The organism is Microbacterium sp. gxy059, assembly GCF_050958665.1.
Classification (GTDB): Bacteria; Actinomycetota; Actinomycetes; order Actinomycetales; family Microbacteriaceae; genus Microbacterium.
The window spans coordinates 1-18914 of record NZ_JAMXWT010000003.1 but is presented as its reverse complement, the minus strand read 5'-3'; the positions used below and the strand labels follow the sequence as shown (position 1 = coordinate 18914).

23 protein-coding genes are annotated in these 18914 nt (G+C 72.7%); 11 read left to right on the top strand and 12 right to left on the bottom strand.

Annotated features, from left to right (window positions below; translation table 11 throughout):
* Positions 1 to 906 carry a LysR family transcriptional regulator gene (locus NHL53_RS03035; protein WP_433775023.1) on the bottom strand — a complete coding sequence of 302 codons (906 nt, stop codon included), beginning with the start codon at positions 904 to 906 and terminating at the stop codon, positions 1 to 3.
* Between the two features lie 87 nt (positions 907 to 993).
* Between NHL53_RS03035 and NHL53_RS03030 the strand changes: the two genes are divergently transcribed.
* Complete coding sequence (locus NHL53_RS03030; protein WP_433775021.1) at positions 994 to 1944, top strand: EamA family transporter; 951 nt, start codon at positions 994 to 996, stop codon at positions 1942 to 1944.
* A 154-nt stretch (positions 1945 to 2098) separates the two neighbouring features.
* Here NHL53_RS03030 and NHL53_RS03025 read toward each other — a convergent pair whose 3' ends face one another.
* Positions 2099 to 2548 carry a hypothetical protein gene (locus tag NHL53_RS03025; RefSeq protein ID WP_433775019.1) on the bottom strand — a complete coding sequence of 150 codons (450 nt, stop codon included), beginning with the start codon at positions 2546 to 2548 and terminating at the stop codon, positions 2099 to 2101.
* Positions 2549 to 2652: 104 nt separating this feature from the next.
* Positions 2653 to 3042 (bottom strand): hypothetical protein, encoded by a 390-nt coding sequence (locus NHL53_RS03020; RefSeq protein ID WP_433775017.1) that lies wholly within the window; start codon positions 3040 to 3042, stop codon positions 2653 to 2655.
* Positions 3043 to 3050: 8 nt separating this feature from the next.
* Between NHL53_RS03020 and NHL53_RS03015 the strand changes: the two genes are divergently transcribed.
* Entirely contained in the window at positions 3051 to 3182 is a 132-nt protein-coding gene (locus NHL53_RS03015; protein ID WP_433775016.1) for a hypothetical protein, read from the top strand.
* A gap of 114 nt (positions 3183 to 3296) precedes the next feature.
* On the opposite strand, the gene NHL53_RS03010 is transcribed toward NHL53_RS03015, so the two are convergent.
* From NHL53_RS03010 to NHL53_RS02990, 5 genes are read right to left on the bottom strand one after another with little or no spacing between them, the layout of a single operon-like run.
* Positions 3297 to 4073 (bottom strand): ABC transporter permease, encoded by a 777-nt coding sequence (locus NHL53_RS03010; protein ID WP_433775014.1) that lies wholly within the window; start codon positions 4071 to 4073, stop codon positions 3297 to 3299.
* Complete coding sequence (locus NHL53_RS03005; protein WP_433775012.1) at positions 4070 to 4852, bottom strand: ABC transporter ATP-binding protein; 783 nt, start codon at positions 4850 to 4852, stop codon at positions 4070 to 4072. The genes NHL53_RS03010 and NHL53_RS03005 overlap by 4 nt, the downstream gene beginning before the upstream one ends.
* Positions 4849 to 5058, bottom strand: coding sequence for a DUF1048 domain-containing protein (locus tag NHL53_RS03000; RefSeq protein WP_433775311.1), 210 nt, complete (start codon positions 5056 to 5058; stop codon positions 4849 to 4851). The genes NHL53_RS03005 and NHL53_RS03000 overlap by 4 nt, the downstream gene beginning before the upstream one ends.
* Complete coding sequence (locus NHL53_RS02995) at positions 5059 to 5217, bottom strand: DUF1048 domain-containing protein (RefSeq protein WP_433775010.1); 159 nt, start codon at positions 5215 to 5217, stop codon at positions 5059 to 5061.
* Positions 5214 to 5549: a PadR family transcriptional regulator gene (locus tag NHL53_RS02990; RefSeq protein WP_433775009.1), complete on the bottom strand. Its 336-nt coding sequence runs from the start codon at positions 5547 to 5549 to the stop codon at positions 5214 to 5216. Before NHL53_RS02990 ends, NHL53_RS02995 begins: the two co-directional genes overlap by 4 nt.
* A gap of 153 nt (positions 5550 to 5702) precedes the next feature.
* On the opposite strand from NHL53_RS02990, the gene NHL53_RS02985 reads away from it, so the two are divergent.
* Positions 5703 to 6926 (top strand): MFS transporter, encoded by a 1224-nt coding sequence (locus NHL53_RS02985; RefSeq protein ID WP_433775007.1) that lies wholly within the window; start codon positions 5703 to 5705, stop codon positions 6924 to 6926.
* A 287-nt stretch (positions 6927 to 7213) separates the two neighbouring features.
* Here the strand turns inward: NHL53_RS02985 and metX are convergent, their stop codons facing one another.
* The gene (gene metX / locus NHL53_RS02980; RefSeq protein ID WP_433775005.1) at positions 7214 to 8419 is read right to left on the bottom strand and encodes a homoserine O-acetyltransferase MetX; all 1206 of its coding nucleotides are present in this window, start codon (positions 8417 to 8419) and stop codon (positions 7214 to 7216) included.
* A gap of 112 nt (positions 8420 to 8531) precedes the next feature.
* Positions 8532 to 9836 (bottom strand): bifunctional o-acetylhomoserine/o-acetylserine sulfhydrylase, encoded by a 1305-nt coding sequence (locus NHL53_RS02975; RefSeq protein ID WP_433775003.1) that lies wholly within the window; start codon positions 9834 to 9836, stop codon positions 8532 to 8534.
* Positions 9837 to 9961: 125 nt separating this feature from the next.
* Between NHL53_RS02975 and NHL53_RS02970 the strand changes: the two genes are divergently transcribed.
* Genes NHL53_RS02970 through NHL53_RS02955 form a run of 4 tightly spaced genes read left to right on the top strand, consistent with a single transcriptional unit; the run spans position 9962 to position 12490 of the window.
* Positions 9962 to 10735 carry an SDR family NAD(P)-dependent oxidoreductase gene (locus NHL53_RS02970; RefSeq protein WP_433775002.1) on the top strand — a complete coding sequence of 258 codons (774 nt, stop codon included), beginning with the start codon at positions 9962 to 9964 and terminating at the stop codon, positions 10733 to 10735.
* Positions 10736 to 10768: 33 nt separating this feature from the next.
* Positions 10769 to 11278 (top strand): phosphoribosyltransferase, encoded by a 510-nt coding sequence (locus NHL53_RS02965; protein ID WP_433775000.1) that lies wholly within the window; start codon positions 10769 to 10771, stop codon positions 11276 to 11278.
* 1 nt (position 11279) lies between these two features.
* Positions 11280 to 11972 (top strand): uracil-DNA glycosylase, encoded by a 693-nt coding sequence (locus tag NHL53_RS02960; RefSeq protein WP_433774998.1) that lies wholly within the window; start codon positions 11280 to 11282, stop codon positions 11970 to 11972.
* Complete coding sequence (locus NHL53_RS02955) at positions 11969 to 12490, top strand: N-acetyltransferase family protein (RefSeq protein WP_433774996.1); 522 nt, start codon at positions 11969 to 11971, stop codon at positions 12488 to 12490. The genes NHL53_RS02960 and NHL53_RS02955 overlap by 4 nt, the downstream gene beginning before the upstream one ends.
* A gap of 22 nt (positions 12491 to 12512) precedes the next feature.
* On the opposite strand, the gene NHL53_RS02950 is transcribed toward NHL53_RS02955, so the two are convergent.
* Together NHL53_RS02950 and NHL53_RS02945 are read right to left on the bottom strand one after the other, a co-directional pair.
* The gene (locus NHL53_RS02950; RefSeq protein ID WP_433774994.1) at positions 12513 to 13184 is read right to left on the bottom strand and encodes a phosphonatase-like hydrolase; all 672 of its coding nucleotides are present in this window, start codon (positions 13182 to 13184) and stop codon (positions 12513 to 12515) included.
* Positions 13181 to 14275 (bottom strand): TIGR03364 family FAD-dependent oxidoreductase, encoded by a 1095-nt coding sequence (locus NHL53_RS02945; protein WP_433774992.1) that lies wholly within the window; start codon positions 14273 to 14275, stop codon positions 13181 to 13183. Before NHL53_RS02945 ends, NHL53_RS02950 begins: the two co-directional genes overlap by 4 nt.
* Before the next feature lie 104 nt (positions 14276 to 14379).
* Between NHL53_RS02945 and NHL53_RS02940 the strand changes: the two genes are divergently transcribed.
* The 4 genes from NHL53_RS02940 (at position 14380) to phnE (ending at position 18864) form a co-directional block, all read left to right on the top strand.
* Positions 14380 to 15087: a GntR family transcriptional regulator gene (locus NHL53_RS02940; protein WP_433774990.1), complete on the top strand. Its 708-nt coding sequence runs from the start codon at positions 14380 to 14382 to the stop codon at positions 15085 to 15087.
* Positions 15088 to 15233: 146 nt separating this feature from the next.
* The gene (locus NHL53_RS02935; RefSeq protein ID WP_433774988.1) at positions 15234 to 16205 is read left to right on the top strand and encodes a phosphate/phosphite/phosphonate ABC transporter substrate-binding protein; all 972 of its coding nucleotides are present in this window, start codon (positions 15234 to 15236) and stop codon (positions 16203 to 16205) included.
* An 83-nt stretch (positions 16206 to 16288) separates the two neighbouring features.
* Positions 16289 to 17134, top strand: a complete 846-nt coding sequence (phnC, locus tag NHL53_RS02930; RefSeq protein ID WP_433774987.1) for a phosphonate ABC transporter ATP-binding protein — start codon at positions 16289 to 16291, stop codon at positions 17132 to 17134.
* A 2-nt stretch (positions 17135 to 17136) separates the two neighbouring features.
* Positions 17137 to 18864 (top strand): phosphonate ABC transporter, permease protein PhnE, encoded by a 1728-nt coding sequence (phnE, locus tag NHL53_RS02925; RefSeq protein ID WP_433774985.1) that lies wholly within the window; start codon positions 17137 to 17139, stop codon positions 18862 to 18864.
* Positions 18865 to 18914 lie beyond the last annotated feature (50 nt).

The window sequence follows — 18914 nt, the reverse complement described above, 5'->3', positions numbered from 1 at the left end:
TCACCCGTCGACGCGGGGCGCGGCGAACGCCGCCGCGAGCTCCGCGCGGAGGGCGCGCAGCGCCGGGTCGTCGGCGCGGGATGCGCGCACGAGCGTGAACAGTCGGCGCGACGGGGCGCCGGCCAGGGGGACGATCCGCACGCCGCGCGTGCGCTCGATCCCGATGAGCCCGGGCAGGATCGCGACGGCGCGACCCGCTTCGACGAGGTGCAGGTGCATGAGCAGGTCGGTGCCGTCGAAGCGGACCCGCGGCTCGAACCCCGCCTCGGCGCAGAGGCCGCGCGCCCAGCGGCCGGGCGCGGTCGGTGCCGGGTCGAGCGCCCAGAGCGCCTCCGCGAGATCCGCGAGCCCCTCCGCCCGAGACCACGGCCCGTCGGGCGGGAGGGCGAGCGACAGCTCGTCGGGACCGAGATCCTCGCGATGCACCCGGTCGGAGCGGGGCGCGGGGACGTCCGGGTACTCCTCGCCCACGACGAGGTCGAAGCCCCCGCCGAGGAGCCCCGCGACGGCCTCGTCGGCCTGCCGCTGGGCCACGTCGACCCGCACCTCCGGGTGCGCGCCCTCGAGGGCCGTGATCGCGCCGGGCAGCAGCGACAGCAGCCCCGTCTGGAACGTCGCGACGCGGAGGCGGCCGGCGACGAGGGCGTGCAGCGCGGAGAGCCGCGCCTCCGCTCTCTCCAGCTCTGCGATCGCCGCGCGGGCTCCGGCGGCGAGGAGCCGCGCCGCGTCGGTCAGCCGCACGCCGCGTCCGACGCGCTCTGTGAGGGCGACGCCGGTCTCCCGCTCCAGCTGGGCGAGCTGCTGGGAGACCGCCGACGGGCTGTAGGAGAGCGCGCGTGCCGCGGCGGCGAGCGTGCCGCGGCGCTCGACCTCCCGCAGGATCGCCAGGCGATGCAGGTTCAGCATCCGACCCTCGATTCATCAGCTCCGCTTCATGGAATACGTTTCCAGATGTCGCTGGACTGGTCAATCGCGGCGTCGGACGATGGAGACGTGTCCCCTTCTCCTCGCACCGGCCCCGCCGTGCTCGCGGTGCTCGGATCCTGCCTCTCGCTGCAGTTCGGCGCCGCCATCGCCGTGCCCCTCCTCGCGGAGCTCGGACCCGGTCTCACGACGAGCGCGCGGCTGCTCATCGCCGCGACGATCCTCCTCGCCCTCCATCGCCCCCGCGTGCGGGCCTGGAGCGGCGCGCAGTGGCGGGCCGTCCTCCTCTTCGGCGTCGCCATGGGCGGCATGAACGGGTTCTTCTACGCCGCGATCGCGCGCATCCCGCTGGGCATCGCGGTGACGATCGAGTTCGCGGGGCCGCTCGTCCTCGCGGCGGTCCTCTCGCGCGGGCGCCGCGAGATCGCCTGCGTCGTCGCCGCGGCGGGCGCGATCGTGGTGCTCGGCGCGAGCGGCGACGGGATCGGGGGCGACGGGCTCGACCCGGTCGGCGTCGCGTTCGCCGCCGTGGCGGCCGCGTTCTGGGCCGGCTACATCCTCGCGGGCGCCCGGGTCGGAGCGCGCGTGCCGGGGAACGGGCCGCTGGCGGCGGGGATGCTCGTCAGCGCCCTCGTCGTCGCGCCGTTCGGCGTGGGATCCGCGGGGAGGCTCGTCCTCGAGCCCGCGCTGCTCCTCCCGCTTCTCGCCGTGGCTCTGCTCGCCTCGCTCCTTCCCTACTCGCTCGAGTTCGTCGCGATGCGCCGGCTGCCGCCCGCCGTGTTCGGGGTGCTGCTCGCCCTGGAGCCCGTCGTCGCCGGCGCGGCGGGATGGGCGCTGCTCGATCAGCGCCTCTCGCTCCTCGAAGCCCTCGCGATGCTCGTCGTCGTGGCCGCGGCGATGACGCAGGCCTTCGGCCGGCGCCCCGTTCCGGAGACCGTCGCGCCCGCGCGCAGCCGGTCGGAGGCGGACCCGTCCCCGGCCCGCGAGGCCGGTCGGCAGCCGCGCAGGCCCTCCCGGTGACGTCCTCGATCCCGCGGCGAGGAGACGGGTGACGCGGCGCCGTTCGGATCCCGAGTCTCGCTCGTGCGGAAGGCCGAGGTCCGTCGAGGCGGCGACCGCGAGGGCGAGCGGCTGGAGAAGGCGGTCGACGACGCGGAGCGACCCGCGACAGGGGCTAGAGCCCTGGCACCTCCTGCATGGCCGTCACCTGTCTCAGGGCGCCGTCGGCATCGAACTCGATGTGCAGGTAGCCGCCCTCGACGGCGAAGATGTCGAACAGCTCCTCGGAGCACACCGCGTCGCCGAGGAACCCCCGGATGTCGTCGCGCGTCGCCGTGGTCAGCGGCAGGCCGTCGATGAGCTGATCCGGCGTGAGGTAGGCGCTGGCGCCGTCCTGCGGCGCGATGTAGAGGAAGACGGCCTGCGCGGACATCGCCGCGCGCTTCTTCTCATAGACGACGGTGATGCCCGTGTGAGGGAAGGTGCGGTAGACCTCGCCCGGGTACGACTCGTCGTCGTACGTCGCTCCCGCGAGGGTCAGGAGCTCGAGCCCGCCCGGGTCGAAGGCGTCTTGGCCGAGGGCCCCGAGGACGGTCGTGATCTCGCCGGTCAGCGATGTCGACATGATCTTCCCCTGTGGTTCGAGCGGGATCTGCACGCTCGATGATGTCAGAAGCGGGGCCAGCGGGCAACGCCGTCCGCGCGTTCTCTGCTGACCGCGCGCATCCCTCACCGAGAGGATGCGGGTGGGGCGGGCGCGGCCCATCCCGAGAGCTCCAGGATCCGCTCGGCGACGGCGGCCGGGGCGAGCCCGTCGGTCTCGACGCGGCGGGCGCCGTCTGGTGCCGCCCGGTCGAGCCGACCCGGCATCCGGGCGCTGCGCGCGAGGTGCCGTTCGAGGCTCTCGCCCTGCTCGCGCTTCCCGAGCCGCGCGGCGACCGTCTCGTCGTCGGCGCGCAGCAGCACGGAGATCGCGTCGACCGTCCCGCCCATCGCGGCGGCCAGCGCGTCGGCTTCGAGGATCGAGACGGTGTTCGTGTAGACGAGCCGCTCGTATCCGGCCTCCCGATAGCTGGCCAGACGGCGGCGAGGTTCCGCTCGGCGAGGCGGTGCTCCCATGGGGCGGGGTGGGCGAGATCGAGCGCATCGCCCTCGATGACGGCGTGCCGGATGTCCCTCTCGGCGAGCAGATCATGAAGCGCGAAGGCGGCTGCGGACTTGCCGACGCCCGACCGGCCGCCGATGAAGATCGCCTCTGATGTCGTCATCGCGCCATTCTCCCCGAATCCCGGGGATCCCCGGCCCGCGCGGCCGGCCGAGCGCCGCGCAGGCCCTCCCGGTGACGTCCTCGATCCCGCGGCGAGGAGACGGGGTCAGCGGGCCCTGCGGCGGAAGATCGTCGTCGCCGCGGCGTACGCGACGGCGAGGACGCCGACGCACCAGGCGAGCGCGCCCCAGGTCTCCGCGCCGACCGGCTGCTCGGCGAGCAGATCGCGGAGGGTGTCGACGATCGCGGTGACCGGCTGGTGCTCGGCGAACCAGCGCACCGGGCCCGGCATCGACTCCGTGGGCACGAACGCGGAGCTGAGGAACGGCAGGAAGATCAGCGGGTAGGAGAACGCGCTCGCGCCGTCGACGGACGTCGCGGTCAGGCCGGGGATCACGGCGACCCAGGTCAGTGCGAGCGCGAACAGCACGAGGATCCCGGCGACGGCCAGCCAGGCCGCGGGCCCCGCCGTCGAGCGGAAGCCGATCGCGAGCGAGACGCCGAGGACGACCGCGAGCGAGATCAGGATCGCGACGAGGGAGGTGAGCACGTGAGACCACAGGACGGCCCCGCGCGCCAGCGGCATGGAGCGGAAGCGCTCGACGATGCCGCTCTGCATGTCGGAGAACAGCCGGAACGCGGTGTACGCGATCCCCGACGCCACCGTGATGAGCAGGATGCCGGGGAGCAGGTAGGTCGCGTACGACCCCGAGCCGGCTCCCGAGCCGATGTCGACCGCTCCGCCGAAGACGTAGACGAACAGCAGCATCATCGCGATCGGCATGAGCGCCGTGGTGATGATCGTGTCCGGACTGCGCAGGACATGGCGCAGCGAGCGTCCGGTGAGGACGGCGGTGTCGCCGATGGCGCGGATGCCGTTCACTGCTCGCTCCCGTCGTCGTCGCCGACGAGCGCGAGGAAGACCTCTTCCAGCGTCGGCTGCTTCTCGACGTACTCGACCTTCGCGGGCGGGAGCAGGCGCGTGAGGTCCGCGAGCGTGCCGTCGGCGATGATGCGCCCCCTGTGCAGGATCGCGATGCGATCGGCGAGCTGCTCGGCCTCCTCGGGGTGCTGCGTCGTGAGCAGCACCGAGGTGCCGCCGTCGGCGAGCGCTCGGACGGCGCCCCAGACCTCCTGGCGCGCCTGCGGATCGAGACCCGTCGTCGGCTCGTCGAGGAAGATCACCGGCGGATCGCCGATGAGGCTCATCGCGATGTCCAGGCGTCGCCGCATGCCGCCCGAGTGGGAGGAGACCCGGCGATCGCCGGCGTCAGTCAGCGAGAAGCGGGCGAGCAGCTCGTCCGCGATCCGGCCCGGCTCGCTCCGGTGCCGGAGCCTCGCGACGAGCACGAGGTTCTCCCTCCCGGTCAGGACCTCGTCGACGGCGGCGAACTGCCCGGTGAGGCTGATCGACTCCCGCACCCTCTCGGCCTGAGCGGCGACGTCGAACCCGGCGATCGCGGCGGTCCCGGCGTCCGCGCGCAGGAGCGTGGACAGGATCCTCACGATCGTCGTCTTGCCGGCCCCGTTGGAGCCGAGCAGGGCGAGGACGCCGCCTCGCGCGACCTCGAGATCCACACCGCGCAGCACCCGCCGGCCCGCGAAGGACTTCTGCAGACCCGCCACCCGGATCGCGGGCTCGGTCAGAGTCGCAGACGTCATGATCCCGCTCCGCGCCCTCGGCGCTCGGCGCGGTCGATCGCCTCGTTCAGCCGGCGGCGCTCGCGGCCGATCCATCCCGCCTCGCCGTAGTTCGCCGCGAAGGACTCGGCGAAGTCCACCGGATCGTCGCCGACGACCTCGCGGACCGGCGTTCCGTCGGCCGACGCCTGCTCGAAGAGGTCCGCCAGATCCTCGAACGCCTGCAGCTAGACGTCGCCGGCGGTCGCCCCGAAGTGCAGCAGATACCGTTCGACGGCCTCGGCCGCGATGCGGCAGTCGGCGGGCAGCGCCGCGACCCGCGCTCTGTACTCGCGCCAGCGGCGCTTGTCGCCGAAGTCGCCGACGACCCTCTCCAGGATGTTCATGGGTTCCCGTCCTCTTCGCGGAGCCGTTCCAGTCGTTCTGCGAGGAGGCTCCATGTCCTCCAGAACTCGTCGAGATGCTCGCGGCCGCTCGCGTTGAGGGAGTAGACCTTGCGCGGCGGCCCCTTCTCCGACGGCACCTTCTCGATGTCGACCAGGCCGCGCTGCTCCACGCGCACGAGCAGCGCGTACACGGTGCCCTCCGCGATGTCGGCGAAGCCCTGCTCGCGCAGCTGGGAGGTGATCTCGTATCCGTAGGCGGGGCGGGAGGCGAGCAGCGCCAGCACCACGCCCTCGAGCGCGCCCTTGAGTATCTCCGTCTTCTGTCCGCCCACGGCGCCCCCAAGCTCATCAGTGTTGCTGAGTACCGGTATGAAGTAACACTGAGTAGCGGGCGGGGCAACAGCCGGAGACGCCGGCGCGATGCACGGATCCCTCGCTCTCCTCCCGGCTCGCGAGACCGGTCGGGAGCCGCGTAGACTCTCCCGGTGACTTCCTCGACCCCCGCGTCGAGGGGTGCGGCGACGATGGCGCTCCTCTCCCTCGCCATCGGCGCATTCGGCATCGGCATGACCGAGTTCGTCTCGATGGGGCTGCTGCCCGACATCGCGCGCGACCTCCTGCCCGAGATCTTCCGGGCGAGCGAGGAGCAGGCCGTCGCACGCGCGGGCATCCTCATCACCCTGTACGCCGCGGGCGTCGTCGTCGGCGCCCCGACGATCGCGGCGGTGGTCTCGCGTTACCCCCGCCACCGCGTCATGCTCGCCCTCGCGGCCGCGCTCCTCGTCTTCAACCTGCTCACCGTCATCGCCCCGACGTTCGAGCTCGTCGCCGTCTCGCGGTTCCTCTCCGGCCTCCCGCACGGCGCGTTCTTCGGGATGGCCGCGATCGTCGCGAGCGACATCATGGGCCCCGCCCGGCGCGGCCGCGGCGTCGCGCTCGTCATGTCGGGCCTCACGGTCGCGAACCTCGTCGGCGTGCCCGGAGGCACGGCGCTCGGGCAGGCGCTCGGCTGGCGCGCCGCGTACGTCGTGGTCGCCGCGGTCCTCGCGCTCGCCACCGTGATGTGCGCGCTCTTCGTCCCCGCGCGCCCGGGGGATCCGTCGCGCACGTTCCGGCAGGAGCTCGGGGTGTTCCGCATCCCGCAGGTGTGGCTCACGGCCGCCTACGGGGCGATCGGGTTCAGCGGCTTCTTCGCCGTGTACAGCTATGTGGCCACGCTCGTCACCGAGGTCTCGGGTGCAGACGCCTCGGTCGTGCCGATCGCCGTCGTCGCGCTGGGCGGCGGCATGGTGGTCGGCAATCTCGTCGCGGGCTGGCTCGCCGACATCAGCGTCAAGCGCGCGCTCTTCGCCGGATTCGGCGCGCTCGCCGCGGCGTCGGTGGTCGTCGGGGTCGTCTCGAGCTGGACCGTGCCGCTCATCATCGCGCTGTTCGTGTTCGGCGCGGCCGGTCAGATCGCCCTGCCGGTCATCCAGCTGCGCCTGCTCGACGTCGCCCGGGAGCACCAGGCGATCGGCGCCGCCCTCAACCACTCCGCGCTGAACATCGGCAACGGCCTGGGCGCGGCCCTCGGAGGTCTCGTCATCGCCGCGCACTGGGGCTACGTCGCCCCCGTCTGGCTCGGCGCCGTGCTCGCGTGCGCGGGCATCGTCATCGCCGCCGTGGCCTTCGCGCTCGACCGTCGGTCGCGCGGCCGCGTCGCGGCATAGGCCTGTCGGCGCCCCGCAGGCCGCGTGCACGACGACGCCGTTTCTGCGCGGGGCGCGCGGGACACGCCGTGTTCTGGGGTGCGTGGCCGAGGAGTGGCGTCGTTGTGCATCCTCGGGAAGGGCCGAGGCGGGTCGGGCGGGTGTCGGGCCGGTGAGACCGCGGCTCGCGGGACGGAGTGCACGACGACGCCGTTTCTGCGTTGGGGGCGCGGGACACGCGGTGTTCTGGGGTGCGTGGTCGAGGAACGGCGTCGTCGTGCATCCGGGCCGAGCCCCGACCCGCCGGCCTACTCCGCGAAGAGCTCGCGGACGCGGTCGCCGAGCACGTCGGTCTCGATGAGGAACCCGTCGTGGCCGAAGTCGCTCTGGATCACGACCGCGTCGTCGCCATGGATCGTCGTGCCGATGCCGCGGGCGATGCGGTGCTGCCCCTCGATCGTGAAGAGGCGGTCGGTGTCGATGCCCACGACGAGGGTGCGCGCCGAGACGCGCCCCAGCGCCTCCTCGACGCCGCCACGGTCGCGGCCCACGTCGTGCGAGTCCATCGCCTCGACGAGGCGGATGTAGCTGTTCGCATCGAACCGACGTGTGAACTTGTTGCCGTGGAAGTCGAGGTACGACTCGACGGCGAAGCGGCCGCCGTGGCCGAGGGGGCTGACGTTCGACTGCCACGAGCGCTCGAAGCGCCGGTTCAGCTCGACCGTGCCGCGATACTGCAGCATCGCCATGCGACGCGCGAGCGCGAGGCCGCGGTGCGGGCCCTCGCCGGCCTGCGCCTCGTAGTACTCGCCGCCCGCGAAGCCCGGATCGATCGAGATGGCCTCGAGCTGCGTGGAGTTCAGCGCGATCTGGTCGGCCGAGTTCTGCGGGGGAGCGGCGATCACCGCGAGGCGCGCGACCCGGTCGGGATGCGTCACGCCCCACTCGAGCGCGTGCATGCCGCCCATCGATCCGCCCACGACGCCCGCCCAGCGCTCGATGCCGAGCACCTCGGCGAGGCGGTCCTGCGCCGCGACCTGGTCGCGGATCGTGAGGTACGGGAACCGCGACGCCCAGTGGTCGCCGTCGGGGTGGATGCTCGCGGGGCCCGTGGATCCCTGGCAGCCGCCGAGCATGTTCGGCGCGATCACGAACCAGCGGTCGGTGTCGATCGGGCCGCCGGGGCCGACGATGTCCTCCCACCAGCCCGCGGTGGCGTGGCCGGGCCCGGCGGGACCGCGCACGTGGCTGTCGCCCGTGAACGCGTGCAGCACGAGGACCGCGTTCGAGCGGTCCTCGTTCAGCTCGCCCCAGCTCTCGTACGCGAGACGGGTGACGGGGATGACGTCTCCGCGCTCGGTCGTCAGCGGACCGAGCCACGCGAAGCGCCGGCTGCCCACGGGGTCGCCGTCCTGCCATGCGCCCGACGCGGGCGGTCGCCCGGCCATCAGCCGGGTGTCGGCCTCCGTGACCGGAGCCGACGGCACCGTGTCCTCGGAAACCTGCCAGTCCATCCTCCCCATTCTGCCCTGCTCGGGCGGGGAGCGTGACCGTGTTACGTCCCGGCCCTCGCGGGACGCCGCGACGCCCCGCGGAGTCCTCTCCGCGGGGCGTCGTCGAACGGGGTCAGGCCGTGCGCGCGGCGGCGAACGCCTGCTCGAGGTCGGCCGTGAGGTCGTCGACGTTCTCGAGCCCCACCGACAGGCGCACGAGGCCAGGCGTCACGCCGGCCGACAGCTGCTGCTCGGGGGTGAGCTGCGAGTGCGTCGTCGAGGCCGGGTGGATCACGAGCGAGCGCACGTCGCCGATGTTGGCGAGGTGGCTGAACAGCTGCAGCGCGTCGACGAACCGGCGGCCGGCGTCGACGCCGCCCTTCAGCTCGAACGACAGGACCGCTCCCACGCCGCGCGGCGCGTAGGTGCGGGCGGCGCGGTACCAGGGCGAGGAGGCCAGGCCGGCGTAGCTCACGCCCGCGACGTCGGGGTGCCTCTCGAGCCACTCCGCGATGGCCTGCGCGTTCTGCACGTGGCGCTCGATGCGCAGCGAGAGCGTCTCGATGCCCTGGATGAGCTGCCAGGCGTTGTTCGGCGCGGCGGCGGATCCGAGGTCGCGCAGCAGCTGCACGCGGGCCTTCGTGATGTAGGCGACGGCGTCGCCGAGCGCGCCCGTGTAGCTGAGGCCGTGGTACGAGGGGTCGGGCTCGGTCAGCTCGGGGAAGCGGTCGGCGTGCTGCGACCAGGCGAACGTGCCGCCGTCGACGATCGCGCCGGCCATGACGGTGCCGTGGCCGCTGAGGAACTTCGTCGCCGAGTGGACGACGATGTCGGCGCCGTGCTCGAACGGGCGGATCAGGTAGGGAGTGGCGATCGTGTTGTCGACGATCAGCGGGAGGCCGTTCTCGTGCGCGATGTCCGCGACGGCGCGGATGTCGAGCACGTTCGCCTGCGGGTTGCCGATCGACTCCGCGAAGAACAGCTTCGTGTTCTCGCGCACGGCGCGGCGCCACTCGTCGGGGTCGTCCTGGTTCTCGACGAACGTGACCTCGATGCCGAGCTTCGCGAGCGTGTAGCGGAAGAGGTTGTAGGTGCCGCCGTAGATCGACGCCGACGAGACGATGTGATCGCCCGCCTGGGCGATGTTCAGCACCGCGAACGTCTCGGCCGCCTGGCCGCTCGACACGAGCAGCGCGCCGGTGCCGTTCTCGAGCGCCGCGATGCGCTTCTCGGCGACGTCGGTCGTCGGGTTCATCAGGCGCGTGTAGATGTTGCCTGGCTCGGCGAGCGAGAACAGATCCGCCGCGTGCTTCGAGTCGCGGAACACGTAGGCCGTCGTCTGGTAGAGCGGCGTCGCGCGCGATCCGGTCGTCGGGTCGGGCTGCGCGCCCGCGTGGATCTGCTGGGTCTCGAAGCGCCAGGAGGTCTGCTCGGTCATGGGGTCCTCTTCACGGGGATCGGGTGGGCGGATGGTCAGCGGGGAACGGTTGAACCGTACGCGGTCCCCGCGCGCGCGACAAACAGGGGGAAACGATGCGACACACGGGCGCGTACCCTGGAGCGATGACCAGGCGCGCGATCGTCACAGGAGCCAGCTCCGGCATCGGCCGCGCGGCGGCCGTCGCGCTCGCCGCATCGGGGTGGGCGGTCACGGGCGTCGCGCGCCGCGAGGAGCGCCTCGCGGCCCTCGCCGACGAGACCGGATGCGACGTCTTCGCCGCCGATCTCACCCTCCAGGACGACGTCGACGCGCTCGTCCGGCACCTCGGATCCGCCCCCGTGCACGCCCTGGCGCACGTCGCGGGCGGGGCGCTCGGCGTCGACCGCGTCGAGGACGGCGATCCCGACGAGTGGCTGCGCATGTACGAGATGAACGCTCTCTCGGCGCAGCGGCTCGTGCGCGCCCTGCTGCCCCTCCTGCGGAGGACGAGCAGGGACGAGCGCACGCACGTCGACGCGCTCTTCCTCACCTCGACGGCGGCGCAGACGGCCTACCCGGGCGGTGGCGGGTACAACGCCGCGAAGGCCGCCGAGTCGATGCTCGTGCAGGCCCTGCGGCAGGAGCTCAGCGGCGAGCCGATCCGCGTCATGGAGATCGCTCCGGGCATGGTGCACACCGAGGAGTTCTCCCTCACCCGGCTCGGCGGCGACCATCGCGCCGCCGACGCCGTCTACGCGGGCGTCGAGCAGCCGCTCGTCGCGGAGGACGTCGCGGACGTCATCGCGTACAGCCTGAACGCACCCGGGCATGTCAACCTCGACCTGGTCACGATCCGCCCCGTCGCCCAGGCGGCGGCGCACCTCGTGCACCGCGGCCCCCTCACCCCGCGCGACTGACGCGCACGCGACACCGGAAGGATCCTCACACCCGTGACTGACGACTTCATCGAACGCGAGACGCTCACCTGGGACGGCTTCGGGGCCGCGACGCGCGACCTGTCGCGGCGGATCGTGGCGAGCGGGTTCGAGCCGGAGGTCGTCGTCGCGATCGCCCGCGGCGGTCTGCTCCCGGCGGGCGCGATCGCCTACGGGCTCGGCGCGAAGAACTGCGGCGCGATCAACATGGAGTTCTACACCGGCATCGGCACGGTTCTCGACGCGCCCGAGGTGCTGCCTCCCGAGCTCGACATGAACTACCTCGACGGCCGCCGGGTGCTGCTCGTCGACGACGTCGCCGACTCGGGCCGCACGCTGAAGATGGCGGTCGAGATGCTGCGGGAGAAGGGCGCCGACGTGCGCTCCGTGACGATCTACACGAAGCCCGCGACGATCATCCATCCCGACTTCGCGTGGAAGGACACCGATCTCTGGATCGACTTCCCGTGGTCGGCCCAGGGCTCGGTCGTCGAAGAGGACGGCGGCCTCGCGCCGAGCGCCTGACATGCCGGGCAAGTCGCTTCCCGAGCTCGCTGAGGCGGGCCTCATCGACGCCGGCTGGGCCGACGCGCTCGCCCCCGTGGCGGGCGAGATCGCGGCCCTCGGCGATCGCCTGCGCGCCGAGCAGGCGGCAGGGCGCCGCTACCTGCCCGCCGGCGACCGCGTGCTGCGCGCCTTCCAGCGCCCGTTCGACGGGGTTCGCGTGCTCATCGTCGGGCAGGACCCCTACCCGACGCCGGGGCACCCGATCGGCCTGTCGTTCGCCGTCGAGCGCGACGTGCGCCCCCTGCCGCGCAGCCTCGCGAACATCTATCAGGAGATGCAGGCGGACCTGGGTCTCGCCCCCGCCGAGCACGGCGACCTGTCGAGCTGGGCGGATCAGGGCATCATGCTGCTCAACCGCGTGCTCACCGTCGCGCCGGGGAGCCCCGCCTCGCACAAGGGGTGGGGATGGGAGAGCGTGACCGAGCACGCGATCCGGGCGCTTGTCGCGCGACGGCGGCCGCTCGTGGCGATCCTCTGGGGCGCGCAGGCCCGGGGGCTCGCCCCGCTGCTCGGCGACGTGCCGCGCATCGAATCCCCTCACCCGTCGCCGCTGTCGGCGAGCAGGGGCTTCTTCGGATCCCGCCCCTTCTCGCGCGCGAACGAGCTGCTCGTCCAGCAGGGCGCCGACCCGGTCGACTGGCAGGTGCGATGAGCGAGCCTCCCGCGATCCGCGCCGCCGAGCGCAAGGACGCGCCGGCGATCTGCGCGATCTACAACCACTGGGTCGCGACCTCGCTCGTGACCTTCGACGAGGATCCGTGGACGGCGGGCCAGTGGGACGCGCGTCTCGTCGACCTCGCCGCGCGCGGCCTCCCCGCGCTCGTCGCGGAGGACGAGGAGGGGAGCGTGCTGGGGTACGCCCTGGCCGCCCCGTGGTCGACGAAGCACGGATACCGGTTCACCGCCGAGGACTCCATCTACCTCTCTCCGGAGGCCACGGGCCGCGGGGTCGGGGGAGCCCTCATGGCCGCCCTCGTCGAGGAGTCGGCCGAGTGCGGGCTGCGCGAGCTCGTCGCGGTCGTGGCCGACGAGCAGGCCGAGGCGTCGCTCGCCCTCCACGGGCGCTTCGGGTTCGTCGAGACGGGACGCCTCGCGGGCGTCGGCGTGAAGTTCGGGCGGCGCGTCGGCGTCGTCTATCTGCAGCGCTCCCTGCTGCCGCCCGTCGGCTGAGGGGCGCGACGGGCGGGCCCGGTCAGAGACCGATGATGCCCGGCAGCGACGCCACCGAGGGCAGCACGTGCGTCGCGCCCGCCCGCGAGAACTCCTCCGTCGCGTGCGTTCCGGTGCTCACCCCGGCCACGATGCTCGCCCCGGCGCGCACGCCGCTGAGCACGTCCGACTCCGTGTCGCCCGCGACGGCCACGTCGCGCACGTCGTCGACCCCGAGGCGCACGACGGCCGTGAGGATCATGTCGGGGAACGGCCGCCCGCGTCCCGCATCGGCGGGGGAGAGGGCGAGATCGGTCAGGTCGGTCCAGCCGAGGCTCTCGAGCAGCGCGTCGCGCGTGGCGGGCGAGAAGCCCGTCGTGAGCGCGACGCGGACGCCGTTCTCCTGCAGCCGCCGGATCGCGTCCTCCGCCCCCGGGATCGGCGAGGCCGCCCCACCGCGGATGACGTCGAGGTAGGCGGCCTCGAACGCGGCGTTGGCGTCGCGGGCGCGCTCGTCGGATCCCGTGATCGCGCGGAACACCTCGATCTTGGAGGTGCCCATCGTGTCGAGCGTGTACTGCGTCGCGCGGGCGCGCTCGTCCGTGCCCTCCGCGATGCCCGCCGCGTCCATGGCGCGCGCGAACGCGCTCATGACCGCGCCGTCGTCCTGCACCGTCGTTCCCGCCATGTCGAGGCAGGCCAGTCGGATCGTCATCGTGCTCCTTCGTGCGAGGTGATCTTCTCCACGACCCGCTCGCCGAAGCCGAGCGCGGTCGTCATGCCGATCCCGGTCGTGACCGACGAGACGAAGACGCCGTCCGAGACCTGCTCCTCCAGGAACTCGCCGGGGCCCTGCGCGTACACGCCCTGCCAGCGCTGCAGCACGGCGAGGCCGGTGAGCCCGAACAGGCGCTTCGCCTCGCGGATGAGCAGGTCGAAGGCCCGCTCGTCCTGGAACGGCGACAGGGTGCGGTCGACGTAGTGCGTGTCGCCCACGAACAGCCCGAGACCGGGGGCCTCCGTGTACATCTGGTTGACGTCGAGGTCGATGACGTCGGGGCGCTCGTTCTCCATGCGCGTCCGCAGCGCCTCGTACGACGGCGTCTCGCGGAAGGCGGAGTAGCGGAGCATCGACGTGCCCGTCAGCACGGGGAACTCGAGGCCGATGCCGCCCGCGAGCAGCATGTCGAGACCGCAGCGCTCGATGCCGGCGCGGCGCGCGACGTCCGGCAGCACGTGATCGAGGTCGGGGCCGACGCAGAACACGATCGCCTCCGCGCGGATCTCCCCGCGCGCCGTGTGCAGGACGCCCGTCTCGGCGCCCAGCGCGGGCACGCCCCACCGGATGTCCACGCCGTCGCGCTGCAGCCAGGCCGCGAGCGCGGGGCCCAGCTCGCGGGGGCTCACCTGCATGTCGTCCTTCAGCAGCGCGCCGCCGACGGCCCCGGACACGGGCGTCAGCTCGCCGACCTCGCGCGCCGACAGCAGACGGCCCTCCCCGGACTCGCGCAGCACCTGCATCTCGTCGTCGGCCGTCGCCGCGATGACCGTGCCGCGACGGGCGAGCCAGAAGCCCACCCTCTGCGCGTAGGAGATCAGCAGCTCGCGCGACCGCTCGGCGTGCTCCCTGGCGACGCCGGCCTGCACCGAGACGCCGACGTGGCCGAAGTTGCGGACGGTGGATCCGTTCGGGCGCTCGGCGCGGTCGACGACGACCACGTCGAGACCGCGGGCGTGCGCGGCGGCGGCATGGGCGAGACCCACGATGCCCGCCCCGACGACCGCGACGTCATACGTTCTGTTCACAGCCCTCACCGTAGAGGCATCAGAGTGCTCGGAACCGGCCGGTTCACGCGCACGTCACGGAGCGTGCGCCGAGCGTTCACCTGGGGCTCCTAGCGTGCGGATCCGTGGACATCGTCGCGGAGATCGTGCGGTCACTGGAGGAGGACATCGCCCGGCTCGCGCCGGGCGACCGGATACCCAGCGAGCACGACCTCATGACGCGGTTCGGGGCGACCAGGGCATCGGTCAGGCGGGCGATCGAGGTGCTCGAGTCCCGGTTCCTCGTGCGGCGCTCCCAGGGCGCGGGGACGTTCGTGAACAGGCGCATCGACCTCGTGCTCGCCCCGGACCGGGCGCCGTCGCTCCACGAGGCGGTCGCGGCGTCGGGATCCGTCGCGCGCACCTTCGTCATCGGCACCGAGCGCCGCGCCGCGCCGGAGGACATCGCGGCGCGCCTCGGCGCCGCGGCGGGCGCGGAGCTCACCCGGCTCACGCGCCTCGGCTACATCGACGACGACCCCGCGACGTGCGGGGAGGAGTGGCTCGCCCCCGGGGCGCTCGACGTCGCCGACCTGCATCTGAAGACGGTCGAGTCGCTCACGGAGGTGCTGCGGGCGTCAGGCGCCGACCCGGTGCGGGCGCGATCGCGGGTGTCGACGGCCTTCGCCCCTCCCGAGGTGGCCGAGAGGTTCACGGCGCGCGATCCGGTGCCGGTGTGGCACATCGAGACGCTCACGACCGACGGGCGAGGGGGACGGCCGCTCATGTTCAGCCGGGCGTGGACGCGGCAGGATCGCGTGCGCGTCGTCGTCGAATACGAGCCGGTCCCCTGAGGAACTTGGCGACCAAGCATCGAGAGTGTTCACCCGAGGGTCGCCCGGGGTTCGACCGCGCGTGCGGATCGCGCCAGGTCCCGTGCCGAGGGTGTTCTTCGTCCCTCGCCGCCGAATCCGCGCGGCGCACCCCCAGACATCTCAGGATGGACGACTTGCACATGATCTCCTCCCGGTTCTCGCGCGTCACGCTCGCAGCGGTCGCGACCGTGGGTCTTCTCGCTCTCGCTGGCTGCTCCGGCGCCTCCGACGACACCGCCGCTGCGGAGGGCGGCGGCGACTGGCCCGACACGCTCACGTTCGCCCAGGTCCCCTCGGAGTCCTCGGCGGGCATCGCCAAGGCCAACGAGAACGTCATCGCCGCTCTCGAGCAGGAGCTCGGCCTCGAGGTCGAGATCCAGGAGGCCACGAGCTACGCCGCGGTCATCGAGGCGCTCCGCGCCGGCCAGGTCGACATCGGATCGATGGGGCCGTTCTCCTACGTCGTGGCCGCCGACGGCGGCGCGGGCGTCGTGCCGCTCGGCGCGGTCGCCGACGAGGCCGACGCGGCCGCCAGCTACGTCTCCTACGGCATCGTCGCGGCCGACAGCGACATCGAGACGATCGAGGACTTCGCGGGCAAGAAGGTCTGCTTCGTCGACCCGACCTCGACCTCGGGCTACCTCTTCCCCTCGGCGGGCCTCCTCGAGGCGGGCATCGACCCGGAGAAGGACGTCGAGCCGGTGTTCGCGGGCGGGCACGACTCGTCGGCCCTCTCGGTCGCCGACGGCACCTGCGACGCGGGCTTCGCCTACGACGACATCGTCGACCGCGTGCTGCCGGAGGGCGGCCAGCTCGAGGAGGGCGCGCTCACGGTGGTCTGGGAGTCGGAGGACATCCCCAACTCGCCGACCGTCGCCAGCGACCAGCTCCCGCAGGACCTGCAGGACGAGCTCGCCCGCGTCTTCCAGGAGGTCATCAACAAGCCGGCTCTCGTCGAGGCGGGCATCTGCTCGAGCGAGGACGACTGCGAGCTCCCCGAGGACGCCCAGTACGGCTACATCCCCGCGGACGACGCGCTCTACGACGGCATCCGCGCCGTCTGCGACATCACCCAGTCCGAGGCCTGCGTCGCCTGACGCTCGACCCTTCGAGGCGGGCGGGACCGCGCGAGTCGCATCCCGCCCGCCTCGGCGCGAGAACAACGAGGAGCACCCAGATCATGGTGAATGTCGCAGACATCCGGCCCACGACGGCCGGCATCCCGAAGCTGACCCCCGACCAGGTGAGCGACGCCGTGCGCATGAGCGGCGTCACGAAGCGGTTCGGCGACGTGACCGCGCTCGACGGCGTGAGCGTCGACTTCACCCCCGGCGAGGTCAACGTGCTCCTCGGGCTCTCCGGGTCGGGCAAGTCGACCCTCCTGCGCCACATCAACGGGCTGCAGCTGCCGACGTCCGGCGAGATCCACACGCTCGGCGTGCCCGTCCACGCGGCGAAGCAGCGGGATCTGCGGATCCTGCGCTCGCGCGTGGGCATGATCTTCCAGCACTTCCACCTCGTCGGCTCGATGTCGGTGCTCGAGAACGTGTGCACGGGGCGCCTCGGCGCGATGCGCGGCCCCCGTGTCGGGCTGTTCAGCTACCCGCGCGCCGTGAAGGAGGCCGCGATGGAGCATCTCGCCCGCGTCGGCCTCGCCGACAAGGCGTTCCAGCGCGCCGACACCCTCTCCGGCGGTCAGCAGCAGCGCGTCGCGATCGCCCGCGCCCTCATCCAGGAGCCCGTCGTGCTGCTCGCCGACGAGCCCGTGGCGAGCCTCGACCCCGTCTCGTCGGCGGGCGTCATGGAGCTGCTGCGCGAGATCTCGACCGATCTCGGCCTCACGGTCATCTGCAGCCTGCACCAGGTCGAGCTCGCCATGGACTTCGGCGACCGCATCACGGGCCTGCAGGCGGGGCGCGTCGTGCTCGACCGCGCGACGAGCCGTCTCACCCGCGACGACGTATTCGAGGTCTACCACGCCGTGTCGTCCCCCGAGGCGGTCCCGGCCGAGGGCGAGACGGTCTGACGATGGCGACCCTCGTTCCCGTCGACACGTCGAAGGGCCACCGCCCCGGCCTGCCCGTGCCGAAGCGTCCGGCGCCGCGCGCGCAGACGGTCGGCGTCTGGATCGTGCTGCTCGGCCTCCTGGCCGTCGGCGTCTGGTCGTTCATCGAGCTGGACGTCACGTTCTCGGCGCTCGCCACCGGGCTCCAGAACGCCGCCGACTTCGTGTCGCGGATGTTCCCCCTCGACTTCCCGCCGGTCGGCGAGCTCGTCTCCCTGACGCTCGAGACGCTCGCGATCGTGACGATCGCGACCGTCCTCGCGGTGATCCTCAGCCTCCCCGTCGCGCTGCTCGCCGCGTCCTCCACGACGCCGAGCCGCTGGGCCTCCGGCCCGGCGCGCGTCTTCATCGTCGTGATGCGCGCGATCCCGGATCTCGTGCTGGCGATCATCTTCTTCCGCATGTTCGGCCTCGGCGCCTTCCCCGGGATCCTGGCGATGGGCCTGCACTCGATCGGCATGGTCGGCAAGCTCTACGCCGACGCGATCGAGGAGCTCGACCGCGGCCCGATGGAGGCGCTGCGCGCGGCCGGCGCCTCGCGCACGCAGCAGATCATGTCCGGCGTGCTGCCGGCCCTCATGCCGCAGATCATCGCGACGGCCCTGCACCGCTTCGACATCAACCTGCGCACGTCCGTGATCCTCGGGTACGTGGGCGTCGGCGGCATCGGCCTGGCCATGTCGCACGCGCTGAACACGATGAACTACCAGCGGGGCATGGCGCTCGCCCTCGTCGTCCTCGTGCTGTGCATCGTCGTCGAGCTCATCTCGGGCGCGATCCGCACGGCCCTGCTCGGTCGCGACCGCGGTCGCCGCCGCGGTCCGCTCGGCCTGCTCGACCGCCTGTCGGAGGGGTGGGCCACCCGGCCGACCCGGACGCACGAGGTGCAGAGGACCTCCTCGGGCGCGATCCGCGTCTCGCCGCCCTGGGGCGCCGACCGGATCCGCCGGTTCCTCGGCCTGACCGTGACGCTCCTCATCGTGGCGGCCGCCGTGATCGGCGTGGATGCGGACGCGGGCACCTTCTTCATGGGCCTCATGGACGCGCCCCGGACGATCGCGCTGTTCTTCCCGCCGAGCGACGGCGGACTGTTCGACACGCTCCTCGACGGGATGATCGTGACGGTGCAGATCGGCTTCGCGTCGACGCTCGTCGGCGTCGTGCTCGCGATCCCGATCGGCTCGCTGGCGGCGAGGAACGTGGCGCCGAATCGCGGAACGGCCACCTTCTTCCGCACCTTCATCGTGTTCGTGCGCGCGTTCCCCGAGCTGATCCTCGCGATCATCTTCATCGTCATGATGGGGCTCGGCCCCGTGCCGGGCGTGCTCGCCCTCGGCATCGGATCCGTCGGCCTCCTCGGCAAGCTCGTGGCGGACTCGCTCGAGGAGACGGACGTGCGGGTGCAGGACGCCGTGCGCGCGAACGGCGCGACCCGCCTGCAGGTGTACGGCGCGGCGACGCTGCGCCAGGTGCTCCCCGCCTTCGTCGCCCACGTGCTGTACCAGCTCGACGTCAACGTGCGCTCGGCGACGCTGCTCGGCATCGTCGGCGCGGGCGGCATCGGCTACTACCTGCTCGAGGCGCAGCGCGTGCTGCAGTTCCAGACGGTCACGTACATCATCCTGATGATCCTCGCCGTGGTCCTCGTGCTCGAGGGCATCTCGGCCTGGGTGCGGCGCGTCGTCATCTGAGGCCGCGCCCCGGACGGAGATCCCGCCGGCGCCGATCGGTCCCCGCGGAC